Below are 12,671 nucleotides of genomic sequence, written 5' to 3'. Positions count from 1 at the left end.
CTACCTTCCGACCATGGGCATCGTCTCAGTCAACGGCATCGACCTCGCCTACGAGATCCACGGCGACGAGGACGGGTTGCCGCTGCTCCTGATCGGCGGCCTCGGGCAGCAGCTCGTCGGCTGGCACCCGGACCTGCTGGCCGCGCTCGGTCGTCGCGGTTATCGAACGATCATCTTCGACAACCGGGACGTGGGACTGTCCACTCATCTCGACCAGCTCGGTCGGCCCGACCTGGCGGCGATCCTGAGCGGTCGCTTCGACCTCGCTCCCTACCGGCTCGAGGACCTGGCCGCGGACGCGGTCGGCCTGCTGACCGCCCTCGGGATCGAGTCGGCGCACCTGATGGGCAGCTCGATGGGTGGCATGATCGCCCAGATCGTGGCCCTCGGGAACCCCGAGCGGGTGCGCAGCCTCACCTCGATGATGTCCCATCCGGGTGACCACCGGGTGCAGCCGACCGCCGAGGCGATCGCGCTGTTCCTGCGGCCGGCGCCGGCCGACCTGGAGGAGTTCGTCCTCGCCGGGCACGAGGCGCAGGAGGTCCTGGGCTCGCCGTTGTTCGCGCCGGACGTGGCGTGGCTGCGGCGGCGGGCCGAGATCCAATGGGGCCGTCGCCCGAACCCGGTCGGGGTCATGCGCCAGATCGCCGCCGTGCTCGCGGCGCCCGACCGCACCCCCGGGCTCGCGCGGCTCCCGGTCCCCACCCTCGTCGTCCACGGTGACGCGGACCCGCTCGTCCCGGTCCTCGGTGGTCGGTTGACGGCCGCGGCGATCCCGCTCGCGGAGCTGCTGGAGATCGACGGGATGGGGCATGAGCTCCCCCGCCAGGTCTGGGGTCGCATCCTGGACAAGCTTGACGATGTCGTGCATCGCGGGGAAGTCGATCGTCGCGGGACGCTCGCGCAGGCGAGCTGAGCGACGACCCGCCTGCCCGGATCGTCGCGGTGGCCCGGCCGCGTCAGGTCCCGGGCTTGATGACCATGAAAGCGATGATCAGTATCCAGCAGGCGGTGCTCACGGCGACACCCCCCATGATTGGAAGGGTACGCCGACGCGTGTCACCGCCCGCGTCGATCTCCTTGACGGCGTGGGCGAGCCCGGGCGCGATCATGCCCAGCGAGATCCCGGTGGCCACCACCCACAGCACGAGGGCACCCGACAGCCAGGGGTCGCCCAGCGACCGCACGCTGCCGAATGATCCCTGATGCACCAGCCCGAGGCCCGTCACGACGATGAGCAGTGAGGCGAGCGCGAGAGCCCGGATCATCCGCACGCACAGGCGCAGGATCGGCAGGGCACCGGCCCCCAACCGCAGCAGGCGCGGGGTGACCACGGTGATCAGCGTCAGCGGACCGATGACGAAGACCCCGAGAACGACGTGCACGGTCAGGAGGAGCCCGAAGCTGCCCGAATGCGGCATGCGCAGAAGGTATCGATCGTCGTCCGTCGGCCGTATCCCGGGGGACGGCGATCCGCTAGAGCCGGTAGGACTGGTAGTAGAGCGACTTCACCACGTCGCCGAAGTGAGTTCCGTACAGCTTGTCGTTGACCCCGGCATAGGCGTAGCTGACCACCCCGTCGACCCAGCCGTGCCCGGAACCGAGCCGGCCGAGGCCGGTGAGTAGTGGCCCGCCGCTGGCGCCGGCCGTCATGCGGCAGGCGACGCCGATCGACGGGCTGCCGTAGGGGTCGCCGAAGCCGGGGCCGGCGCAGTAGACGAGTTGGCTGCCGTCGTAGGGGGGCAGCCGCGGGTAGCCGAAGGTGTACTGCGGATACGTCCCCGGAAGATCGAAGGCTATGCCCTGGGATCCGACCGTGTCCTCGAGATGACGGCCGCGGGACGGGGACGGGTTGAACAGGGCGAAGCCGGTGTCGACGTCGAAGTCGTCCTGGCGGGCCCACCCGGACGTCACGGTAAGCCGGCGGGCGGTCCAGATGCCGTAGGGCATCGCGCCGTTGTCGAACCCGGGGATGAAGATGACGTTCCGCGCGAACTGTTCCCCGCTACCGCCGTGCACGCAGTGCCCCGCGGTGACCACGAGGTCACGGCTGGGGCTGGACACGACGCTCGCGGAGCAGGCGTAGTCACTGCCGCCGATGGTGGCGAACAACCGGCCGGTGGTCGTGGTCACCAGCCCGCCCCGGGTGTAGGGCGTTCCGGCGCTCGGGGGCGGGGGAGCGTCGCTCGCGGCCGTTTCGGAGTCGCCGGCGGCAGGCGGGGCCGGCCCGGGACTGAGGGGGGCGGCATCGGCATGGTCGTTCGTGCGGGCCCCGAAGGCTCGGGCCCGCCGCTGCGCGCTCCAGTACCGTTCGACCTCGCGCTGCTCGGCGAGGGTCACCGCCCCCGGCGCCGAGAGGAGCTGTCCCGCGGTGGATCCCGGGTACGTGGCGGCGATCGGCGCGCCCCCTCGCCCGGTGTCCGACGCCGCCTGGGCGGGGCTGGCCGGAAGGGCCGCGGGTGCCAGCGCGACGCCCGCCGTCAGCAGGATCGCGACGGTGAGCCTCGATCGCGCCGGCGGGCGTGGGCGGGCCCGGGTGGCGCCGGGTACATCCGCCGGCGGGAGTGGGCGGAGGCGTGCCGCGTCCGCCCGTCGCTCGGACTCCTGGTCTGCACTCCGTGACGTCACGACAGCGCAGAGTAGCAGTACTGTCGCCTTCTGTGGCGGCTCGCGGGCGTTGTGGGACGGGTGGGTCGGCGGGCCGCGCCTCCCGCCCTTGTCGACCCCTCTCCATGGGCCGGTTGGAGAGGGCTGTAGGGGTAAGACGGCTAGGTGCTAGATAGTCCGGAAGAGACGGTACCTATAAACCCGTATCATTCAACCCGTATCATTCAAGCCATATCATCGAGACCATGGCTGGAATCGCGCTGACGCCGGTGTCGTATCTGGTCCTGGGGGAGGTGGCGCGGCGTGGCAGCGCCACTCCGTACGAGCTCAAGGTCGCGGTTGCCGGCTCGATCGGTAACTTCTGGTCGTTTCCGCACGCCCAGCTCTACAAGGAGCCGCCCCGCCTTGCCGCGGCCGGACTCCTCTCGGAGGAACGGGAGGAGTCCGGCCGCAGGCGGCGGATCTTTCGCCTGACCGACGCCGGCCGGAGCAGGTTGGCCGCGTGGCTCACCGTCCCGGAGGCCGGGCGCACCGAGCTGCGCGATCCCGGCCTGCTCAAGCTGGCATTCGCCGATCTGGGCCGGCCGGGTGATGTCAGCCGGCTCGCGCGGGCCCAGGCGGCGGCGCATCGCGCTCACCTGGAGGTGTACCGCTCCCTGATCGCGCTGCCCGCGGGCGCCCTGGCCTGGTCGCTGCGCCGGACCCTCGATCTCGGGCTCGGCTACGAGGAGCTCGCGGTCGAGTTCTGGGAACGCCTCGCCGCCGAGCCGGGCGGGGTGGCGCGGCGGTCAGCGGGCGGTGCGGTGCCTGCCCCGGGCCCGCAGGTAGTCCCGGATGACGTAGTTGCCGAGGGCGGCGGGATCGGGTGAGAGAACCCGCCCGCCGTTGCGTCTGGCTATCTCCTCGACGAACTGCACCAGCCGTGGCTCGTCGTCGAGCATGAACACGTTGACGGTCACGCCGCGCCGGGTGAGCCGGTCGACCTCGGCCAGGGTCAGCTCCAGGGTCTCGGGCATCGGCGGCCAGGAGAACGAGGGAGTACCGTCGCGCAGCAGGTGCGCGGTGGGCTCACCGTCGGTGACCACCATGATGACCGGCTCCGACTGCGGGTAGCGGCTCAGCAACCGGCCAGCGATGAGCAGGGCGTGCTGCAGGTTCGTGCCCTGCACCATCTCGGAGTCGAGCCCGGCGAGCTCGACCGGCCGCAGCTCCCGGGCGTAGTCCGAGAAGCCGACAATGTGGATCTTGTCTTGCGGGAACGACGTGCTGACGAGCGTGTGCAGCGCGAGTGCCGTCGACTTCGCGATGCCCCAGGTGCCCCGCAGCGCCATCGAGTAGGACAGGTCGACGAGCAGGCACACCGCCGCCGTGGCGCGGCGCTCCGTCTCGGCGACCTCGAAGTCGGCCACCGCCAGGCGGATCGGGTGGCCCCGGCCGGGCGGACCGCCGCGCAGCACCGCGTTGCGGACCGTGCGGACGACGTCGATCGGCTGGGTGTCGCCGAACTGCCAGGCCCGGGAGGTGCCCAGCAGATCCCCGGCGGAACCCGCGTCGGTCACGCTGTGATCCCCGCGGCCCCGGGCGGAGACCTGCCGGAAGATCCGGGCCAGTGCGGCCTGCCCGATCCGGCGCACCGCCCGCGGGGTGAGCTCGAGGCTCCCGGCCCGGCGGGTGAGGAATCCCTGCCGCTCCAGCTCCCGTTCGATCTCCTGCAGCCCTCGCAGATCGTCGACGGCGGACCGGCCCAGCGCCCGGGCCACCGCCTCGGGGTCAACGTCTTCCAGGGAGGCCCCGGCGTAGTCCTGCCCCAGCGCGGCGGCCAGTTCGTCCAGCTCCGCGAGCTCCTCCAGCGCGGTGGTGGCGTCGCCGAGACCGAGCGGTTCCTCGCCGCTCAGGCCGTCGCCCAACCGGCCGGCCCGCCCCCGCAGCCGTCCACCCCAGTTGAGGTCAGGTCGGGACGCGCGCAGCGCCTGCGCCAGTCGTGACATCTCCGCGGCGAGCCCCAGGTCCTCCATCGCCGTGGACATCAGATCGGCGAGTTCGGAGCGCTGCTGCGGGGTGAGCCCGGCCAGCAACCGCGCGGCGGCGGCGGCCCGGCGGGCCAGCGCGTCAACCAGTTCCTCCAGCGAGCCGGGGTTCTCCGGAAAGAAGTCGCCGAACTCCCGCATGAACCGGGCGAACGCCTCGTCGGTGTCCTCACCGCGGGCGTCCGCCTCCAGCAGGGCGTTGAGCGCGCCGACCATCTCCCGGATCCGGGCGAAGTCCTCGGGCGTGGCCCCCTCCAGGGCCTGCTTCATCCCCTTGAACTGGGAATCGAGGACCTCGCGACGCAGCAGCTCGGAGATCTTCTCGTACGTCTCGCGGGCCGGCGGGGACCGCCAGTCATACTCGGCGAGCGAGCGCACCGCACGGGCGGGGTCCGCGGGCAGCGCGTCCAGCTCGGCTTCGCGCAGCCGGGCGTCGTCGGAGGGGTCGGGGAACAGCGCCGCCCGTTCCTGGCCCACGGCGGTGTCGAGCAGCCGGCGGACCTCTTGGAGTGTCCCGTCCATCCGGCCGTGGGATCGGGCCTCCCGCCGGTGCCGCTCGACGGCCCGGCGCATGTCGTCCAGACCACGCCGGCCCGGCATGCCCCGGCGCAGCAGCGACTCCAGAGCCTCCCGCGGGGTGCGTCCCTCCAGAATCTGGCGGGACATCTCATCCAGGGCGTCGGACGCGGTGAAGGGAGAGGCGAGTGGGTCGGGTCCGCCGTCCCACGGGCCATACCGGAATGTTCCGGAATTCACTGTTCCTCCTGGAAGCTTCCGTGCCGAGGCCAGGTGCCGCCGGGTCAGGTGCCGTAGACGGTCCGTCCGGGAAGCTCTTCCTTGGCCAGCCGGCGGTTGAGGTGCAGTCCCTCCATCGCCAGCTCCAGCGCGGCCGCCGCGAGCCCCGGCGACTCCGCCCCGTCCACGCCGAGCCTGGTCAGGATCGCCGCGAGCCCGGGCACCGGCCCGACCCGGCGCAGCAGCTCGGCCGCCGCTACCAGGTCGCCGGTCTCGACCGGGCCATCCGCGTCGAAGCGGGCCTGCAGGCCGGTGAGGTCCGCGCCGGCCAGCCTTGCCCGGAATGTCTCGGCCACCGCGCGGCGCAACAGCAGCGCGAGGACCTCGTCCTCCCGGCCCTCCTCCAGCTGGTCGAACTCGACCTTGCCGCGTACCGCCGGGACGATCGCGGCGAGGTCGACCACCCGTGCGGTGGGCGTCTCCTCGCCGGTCAGCGCCGCGCGGCGGACCGCCGAAGCCGCCACCGTCTCGGCCGCGGCCACCGACAGCCGGGCCGACACCCCCGAGCGCTGGTCGACCTGGGGGGCGTCGCGCACCAGCCGGGTGAACCGGGCCACGATCTCCACCAGGTGATCGGGTATCTCCGGTGCGCCGAGCGGGGACCCCGCCCAGGACATCACCGCCTCCTGGCGGATCAGCGCCAGTTCGTCGGTGAGGTGCAGCGGGTAGTGGGTGCGGACCTCGGCGCCGAACCGGTCCTTGAGCGGCGTGATGATCCGCCCCCGGTTGGTGTAGTCCTCGGGGTTGGCCGAGGCGACCAGCAGCAGGTCCAGCGGCAACCGGAGCAGGTAGCCGCGGACCTGGATGTCCCGCTCCTCCAGCACGTTGAGCAGCGCGACCTGGATCCGTTCGGCGAGGTCGGGCAGCTCGTTGACGCTGAAGATCCCGCGGTTGGTGCGTGGCACCAGCCCGTAGTGGACCGTCTCGGGATCGCCGAGCGTGCGGCCCTCGGCGACCTTCACCGGGTCGACGTCGCCGATGAGGTCGCCGACGCTCGTGTCCGGGGTCGCGAGCTTCTCGCTGAACCGCTCGCCGCGGTGCCGCCAGACCACCGGCAGCGCGTCACCGAGATCGGCCGCCAGCGCCCGGCATCGGCCGCAGACCGGCGCGTAGGGGTGGTCGTTGATCTCACAGCCGGCGACGGCCGGCGACCACTCGTCGAGCAGACTCACCAGAGTGCGGATGAGCCGGGTCTTGCCCTGCCCGCGCTCGCCGAGGAAGACGATGTCGTGACCGGCCAGGATGGCCCGCTCGACCTGGGGAAGGACGGTCTCGTCGAAACCGACGATGCCCGGGAACCGGGGGCCGTCGCCCTGCATCAGGGCGACGAGGTTGTCGCGCAGCTCCGTCCGCACCGGGCGGTGCGCGTGCCCGCTGCGGCGCAGCCCACCCAGGGTGGTGAACTGCGGGGCGGCGGCCGTCGGCGGGTGGACCGCAGATGCCACGGTCGGGGGCACGGTCGGTGGTATGGAATGACTGGGCTGTGCCGGCAGATCCTCCACCCGTTGACGGTACGCCGACGCCGCCACCCGTGCAGCCGGGCCGGCGCTCGTCCGCTGCTGGCGTAGTCAGCCCGAGTAGGGCGACACCGAGACGATCTCGACCTTGGCCGAACGGCCGTTGGGCAGCGTGTAGGAGACGGTCTCGCCCGCCTTGTGCCCGCTCACCGCGCCGCCTAGCGGGGACGCCGGGGAGAAGACCTCGATGGGCGTGCTGTGGTCCTCACGCGAGCCGATGAGGAACTTCTCCGTCTCCCGTTCGCCGGAGAAGCGCACCTCGACGACGGTGCCGGGGCCGGCCTCGCCGGTCGCCGCGGGTGCCTCGCCGACCTGGGCGTCGCGCAGCAGGTCCGTGAGCTGGCGAATCCGGGCCTCCTGCTTGCCCTGCTCCTCCTTGGCCGCGTGGTAGCCGCCGTTTTCCTTGAGGTCGCCCTCCTCGCGGGCAGCCTCAATTTTGGTCGCGATCTCCGTACGCCACGGGCCGGTCAGGTAGTCGAGCTCGGAGCGGAGCCGGTCGTATGCCTCCTGGGTGAGCCAAGTCTGCTGCGTCACGCGGGTCACGCTCCTCGGTGAACATCAAAAGGGTCATCATACCAAAATGAATCAAGGAATCCGATGTCGGGCTTGGTGGCTCTGGCGGCGTCTGGACCGCCCGGAAGCTCCGGACCGGCGGGTCAGCCCTTACGGGTGATCCGACAGCCCTTGCCTTCGACCTCGACCACGCATGCTTCACGCAGGGGTGGGAGGACGACGGAACCGGCCGTCGTCCATCGGCCCTCCGGACCGGGCCGACGACGATGTCGGTGCGCCGGTCGACGGCAGGCCTGCCGTCGAAGCATGCGCGGACGGTGCATTGTGCCACGGCGTTGGGTGACTTTTCCAGACCGAACGCGGGGCGGGCCCCGGCGGTTCCTCGGACGAGGTCGGATCACCCAGACCGGTGAGCCCGGAACAACGTCGAGGCATCAGGAACGTCGAGGCATCAGCAACGTCGAGGCATCAGGAACAATGGGCCGCATGCCCGCGGTCCACGATCGGCATGGCCTGCGCCTGATGGCCATCCACGCCCACCCCGATGACGAGTCCAGCAAAGGCGCCGCCACCATGGCACGTTACGCCAGCGAGGGCGCCGACGTCCTCGTGGTCACGTGTACCGGGGGAGAGGAGGGCAGCATCCTCAACCCCGCGATGGACCAGCCGGGTGTCGCCGCCCGGATGGCGGAGATCCGCAGGCAGGAGATGGAGGCCGCCCGGCTCATCCTCGGGGTCCGCCAGGAGTGGCTCGGCTTCGTCGACTCCGGACTGCCTGAGGGCGATCCGCCGCCGCCTGTTCCGGACGGGCGGTTCGCCACCATCGCGCTCGGCGAGGCGGCCCGTCCGCTGGTCCGGTTGATCCGTCAGTTCCGGCCGCAGGTCATCACGACCTACGACGAGTCGGGCGGGTATCCGCATCCCGACCACATCATGACCCATCGGGTCAGTGTGGAGGCGTTCGAGGCGGCCGGTGATCCCGACCGTTATCCCGAGGTCGGTGTCGACGCCGGCCTCGAACCCTGGCAGCCGCTCAAGCTTTACTACCACCTCACCTTCCACAAGGAGCGCGTCCTCGCTCTCCACGAGGAGATGATGGCCCGCGGTCTGGAGTCCCCCTATGCCGAGCGGCTGGCCGAGTGGGTCGACCGCGCCGAGGACACCGGTCGGCTCACCACCCAGGTGGAGTGCGCGGACTGGTTCGAGACCCGCGACCGGGCACTGATCGCCCACGCCACCCAGGTCGACCCCACCGGATGGTGGTTCCGGATACCCCTGGAGGTGCAGCGGGACGCCTGGCCGACAGAGGACTACCAGCTGGCCCGTTCTCTTATCGAGGTCGGCATGCTGCCCGAAGACGATCTGTTCAACGGCGTGTGACTCTCCGGTAACCTGACCTTTCAGGTGGCATGTGACTTTTCGGATGGCATGTGACTTTTCGAACAGTATGTGATCTAGTCAACGGTGCGTGACCGCGGAGGCGGAGGACTCGTACGGCAGGGCGTAGGGTCGGAATCGGCGCCCGTCGTGGAGTGTCCCCGTGGCGGGCGGTGACAGCAGGTGTGGCGGACACCAGAGGACACCAGGTGTGAGGACGTGCCCGTGAACGAGGTCTTCGCCGCTTCCGTGCTGGTCGAGAGGAAGATCGACGCCGGAGCCGTCGGGCTCCTCGTCGTCCTGGCACTGATCGCGGCCTCCAGTGTGATCTTCTTCTTCCTCTCGAAGAGCCTGCGCCGGATGCGGTCGAACGTCGCCAGCGGCGAGTTCGCCGGCGTCGACCCTGATCCGAACGCGATGCGCCGGCTGGACGGTGGAGACGGGCCGGTTATCGACGGGGAGGTCGTCGAGGAGACCGCCGGCACCGCCGGCGCCGGTAGCACGGCGGGCCTGGCGGGTGGCGGCGAGCAGCTGGACCTGCCGACCCAGCCTGGACCCCCCGCGGGCTCCGCGGGGAGCGATCGGTAGGCGGCTGCCGCAGACCCCGGCTAGGCGGGGGAGATGGCGATATTCACGATCCGACCGGGCACGACGATGATCTTCTTGATCGTCCGACCATCGGTCTGCCGGGCGAACTCGGGATGTGCGGCGAGCAGATCGCGAACCGTCTGCTCCGCTGAACCGTCCGGAACCTCGATGGTGAACCGGACCTTCCCGTTCACCTGGACCGGGATCGTCCTGACCGACTCGGCGGCCAGCGCCGGATCCCCGATCGGGAAGGCGACCGTGCTGACCGACTCCTCGTGACCGAGGCGGGACCACAGTTCCTCGGCGATGTGCGGGGCCAGCGGGGCCGCCATCAGGGTGAGCGGCTCGGCGAGCGCGCGGGGGGTGGGGGATTTCCCGTAGCTCTTGCTGACGAAGTTGGTTAGTTCGATGAGCCGGGCGACCGCGGTGTTGAACCGCAGCCCCGCGTATTCGGCGGTGACCGTGAGGATCGTCCGGTGCAGGACGCGAAGAGCCTCGTCGTCCAACGGCTCGTCAACGACGGCGGCCGCCCCGGTGGTTTCGTCGACGACGGTGCGCCACAGCCGCTGGAGGAACCGGTGCGAACCGACGATGTCGTCGGTGTGCCATGGCCGGTCAGCGTCGAGCGGGCCCATCGCCATCTCGTAGACGCGCAGCGTGTCGGCGCCGAACCTGTCGTACATCTCGTCCGGGCTGACGCTGTTCTTCAGGCTCTTGCCCATCTTGCCCGAGCGCCGGTTGACCGGGGCGCCCTGGAAGAGGAACCGGCCGTCGGGGGTCGCCGTCACCTCGGCCGCCGGGACGTACATGCCCCGGGCGTCGGTGAAGGCATCCGCCTGGATGTATCCCTGGTTGAACAGCCGCTTGAACGGCTCCTTGGTGGAGACGTGGCCCAGGTCGTAGAGCACCTTGTGCCAGAACCGGGCGTAGAGCAGGTGCAGCACGGCGTGCTCGACACCGCCGACGTACAGATCGACGCCGCCGTCGCCGGGAACCGCGCCCGGCCTGGCCATCCAGTAGCGCTCGACGGTCGGGTCGACGAAGCGCTCGGTGTTGGTCGGGTCCAGGTAGCGCAGGTAGTACCAACACGAACCGGCCCACTGCGGCATGGTGTTCGTCTCGCGCCGGTACTGCTTCGGCCCGTCGCCGAGATCCAGGGTGACCGTCACCCAGTCGGCCACCCGGGCCAGGGGGGGCACCGGGTCGCTCGCGTCGTCCTCGGCCATCGCCGTGGGCCGGAAGTCGGTCATCTCCGGCAGTTCGATCGGCAGCAGCTCGTCGGGAACCGCGTGGGGCAGCCCGTCGACATCGAAGACGATCGGGAACGGCTCGCCCCAGTACCGCTGGCGGGAGAACAGCCAGTCCCGCAGCCGGTACGACCGCGCCGACCTGCCGGCGCCGATCTCCTCCAGCCAGTGAACCGTGGCCTTGATCGCCTCGCTTTTCGACAGGCCGACCAGCACCGGGGCGCTGGCCGGACCGGGCCGATACTCGCCCGCACCGCTGAACGCCTCGGGCCACTGCGCTGATGGAGTCGCGGGCACTACCCCGTGCGCGGCGTACCAGTCCGCGTCCGGCTCCAGCACGGCGGGGATCGGCAGGTCGAACGCGCGGGCGAAGGAGAAGTCCCGGCTGTCGTGCGCCGGTACCGCCATGATTGCCCCGGTGCCGTAGCCCAGCAGCACATAGTCGGCCAGGAAGACCGGGATGACCCCGCCACCGACCGGGTTGCGCACGTACGAGCCGGTGAACACGCCGGTGCGGTCGATGACCTCCTCGCCGCGCTGCCGGTCGCTGCGGTGGGCCGCGAACTCCCGGTAGGCGTCGACGGCGGCTCGCGGGGTCCACGCCGGATCGGCGCCCGCCTCCGGCCCGGCGGTGTCCGCCGGTTCCGTGCCGCCGCCCGGCCGTCCCGCCGGGAAGCGCCAGCTCACCGGGGTGTCCGCCGGCCAGGTGTCGGCGATCAGGGCGTCGGCCAGGGGATGTTCGGGCGCGAGTACCAGGAAGGTGGCCCCCGCCAGGGTGTCCGGGCGGGTGGTATAGACCTCGATACGCCGGGCGGTCGATGAGCCAGACGGATCGGACGCACCTGCCTCCTCGCCGGGGGCGACGACGGTGAACTCGACGCTGGCGCCCTCGCTCGGACTGATCCAGTTGCGCTGCATCTGCTTGATCGAGTCCGGCCAGTCGACCAGGTCGAGGTCGGAGATCAGCCGCTCGGCATAGGCGGTGATCCGCAGGATCCACTGCTTCAGCGGCCGGCGAAACACTGGGTAGTTCCCGATGTCGCTGCGGCCGTCGGCGGTGACCTCCTCGTTCGCCAGCACGGTGCCCAGCCCCGGGCACCAGTTGACCAGCTGTTCGGAGATGTAGGCCAGGCGGTGCGCGTTGACGACCTTCCGGCGGGACACCTCGTCGAGTTCGGTCCACGCCAGCCCGGCCGGGTTCGCCGCCCGGACCGCGTCAACCGACACGGCCGTGTTCCCCCCGGCGGGGCCGGCTACCGGCGCCCGGGTGCCCGCGGCGAACTCCTCGATCAGCTCGGCGATCGGCCGGGCCCGGCCGGCCTGCGGGTCGTACCAGCTGTTGAAGATCTGCTGGAAGATCCACTGCGTCCAGCGGTAGTAGCCCACGTCGGTCGTCGCGATCTCGCGGCGGGTGTCGTGGCCCAGCCCCAGCCGGGAGAGTTGGCGGCGCATGTTGGCGATGTTGGCGTTGGTGGTGTCGCGGGGATGCTGGCCCGTGTTGATGGCGTACTGCTCGGCGGGCAGGCCGAAGGAGTCGTATCCGAACGGATGCAGCACGTGCCGGCCGGACATCCGCAGATAGCGGGCGAACACGTCGGTGCCGATGTACCCCAGCGGGTGCCCGACGTGCAGCCCCGAGCCGCTCGGATAGGGGAACATGTCCATGATGTAGAACGGCTCCCGGCCGGCGACCTTCTCGAAGCCCGTCGAGAGCGGCCCGACCGGGTTCGGCGAGTTGAACGTGCCCTCGTCGGCCCACCGGCGCTGCCAGCGCCGCTCGATGTCGGCGGCGAGCCGGGCGTCGTACCGGAAGCTCGGCTCGACGCTCCCGGTCCCGGCGGGGGCGCCGCCCGCGGTGCCCGCGGCTGCCGGGATGATCCCGCCAGACGCACCGGTCGGTGCCACCGTGGTGTCCGCGGCGCCGGTCCGGGCGCCGGGCTCGGCCGTCTCACTCATCGCTCGTGCCATCCAAACTCGTTGGTACGTCGACCCTCTCACCG

Annotated in this window: 10 protein-coding genes; 4 read left to right on the top strand and 6 right to left on the bottom strand. The window is 71.1% G+C overall.

The annotated features are described in order from the left end of the window. Positions 1-13: 13 nt before the first annotated feature. Positions 14-916: an alpha/beta fold hydrolase gene (locus FRANCCI3_RS19730; protein ID WP_011438284.1), complete on the top strand. Its 903-nt coding sequence runs from the start codon at positions 14-16 to the stop codon at positions 914-916. Positions 917-959: 43 nt separating this feature from the next. Here FRANCCI3_RS19730 and FRANCCI3_RS19725 read toward each other — a convergent pair whose 3' ends face one another. Continuing rightward, entirely contained in the window at positions 960-1,421 is a 462-nt protein-coding gene (locus FRANCCI3_RS19725) for a membrane protein (RefSeq protein ID WP_011438283.1), read from the bottom strand. Positions 1,422-1,476: 55 nt separating this feature from the next. After that, positions 1,477-2,628, bottom strand: coding sequence for a trypsin-like serine peptidase (locus FRANCCI3_RS19720; RefSeq protein ID WP_011438282.1), 1,152 nt, complete (start codon positions 2,626-2,628; stop codon positions 1,477-1,479). Between the two features lie 224 nt (positions 2,629-2,852). Here FRANCCI3_RS19720 and FRANCCI3_RS19715 point away from each other — a divergent pair, with 224 nt between their 5' ends. Further along, entirely contained in the window at positions 2,853-3,476 is a 624-nt protein-coding gene (locus FRANCCI3_RS19715; protein WP_011438281.1) for a PadR family transcriptional regulator, read from the top strand. Here the strand turns inward: FRANCCI3_RS19715 and FRANCCI3_RS19710 are convergent. The 3 genes from FRANCCI3_RS19710 to greA all read right to left on the bottom strand — a co-directional run bounded on the left by FRANCCI3_RS19710 (position 3,396) and on the right by greA (position 7,480). Further along, positions 3,396-5,390: a vWA domain-containing protein gene (locus FRANCCI3_RS19710; RefSeq protein WP_011438280.1), complete on the bottom strand. Its 1,995-nt coding sequence runs from the start codon at positions 5,388-5,390 to the stop codon at positions 3,396-3,398. The two genes, FRANCCI3_RS19715 and FRANCCI3_RS19710, sit on opposite strands and share 81 nt — an antisense overlap. Before the next feature lie 44 nt (positions 5,391-5,434). After that, the gene (locus tag FRANCCI3_RS19705) at positions 5,435-6,874 is read right to left on the bottom strand and encodes a magnesium chelatase (RefSeq protein WP_173645785.1); all 1,440 of its coding nucleotides are present in this window, start codon (positions 6,872-6,874) and stop codon (positions 5,435-5,437) included. Between the two features lie 123 nt (positions 6,875-6,997). Continuing rightward, positions 6,998-7,480: a transcription elongation factor GreA gene (greA, locus tag FRANCCI3_RS19700; protein WP_011438278.1), complete on the bottom strand. Its 483-nt coding sequence runs from the start codon at positions 7,478-7,480 to the stop codon at positions 6,998-7,000. Between the two features lie 456 nt (positions 7,481-7,936). On the opposite strand from greA, the gene mca reads away from it, so the two are divergent. After that, positions 7,937-8,839, top strand: coding sequence for a mycothiol conjugate amidase Mca (gene mca / locus FRANCCI3_RS19695; RefSeq protein ID WP_011438277.1), 903 nt, complete (start codon positions 7,937-7,939; stop codon positions 8,837-8,839). 222 nt (positions 8,840-9,061) lie between these two features. After that, a complete protein-coding gene (locus tag FRANCCI3_RS19690) occupies positions 9,062-9,424 on the top strand; it encodes a hypothetical protein (protein WP_023840081.1) in 363 nt (120 codons plus the stop codon). Between the two features lie 20 nt (positions 9,425-9,444). Here the strand turns inward: FRANCCI3_RS19690 and FRANCCI3_RS19685 are convergent, their stop codons facing one another. Further along, positions 9,445-12,639: a leucine--tRNA ligase gene (locus FRANCCI3_RS19685; protein WP_011438275.1), complete on the bottom strand. Its 3,195-nt coding sequence runs from the start codon at positions 12,637-12,639 to the stop codon at positions 9,445-9,447. Positions 12,640-12,671 lie beyond the last annotated feature (32 nt).

Source organism: Frankia casuarinae (assembly GCF_000013345.1).
Lineage (GTDB): Bacteria > Actinomycetota > Actinomycetes > Frankiales > Frankiaceae > Frankia > Frankia casuarinae.
The sequence above is the reverse complement of the archived record's forward strand: the minus strand, read 5'-3'. Positions and strand labels throughout refer to the sequence as shown.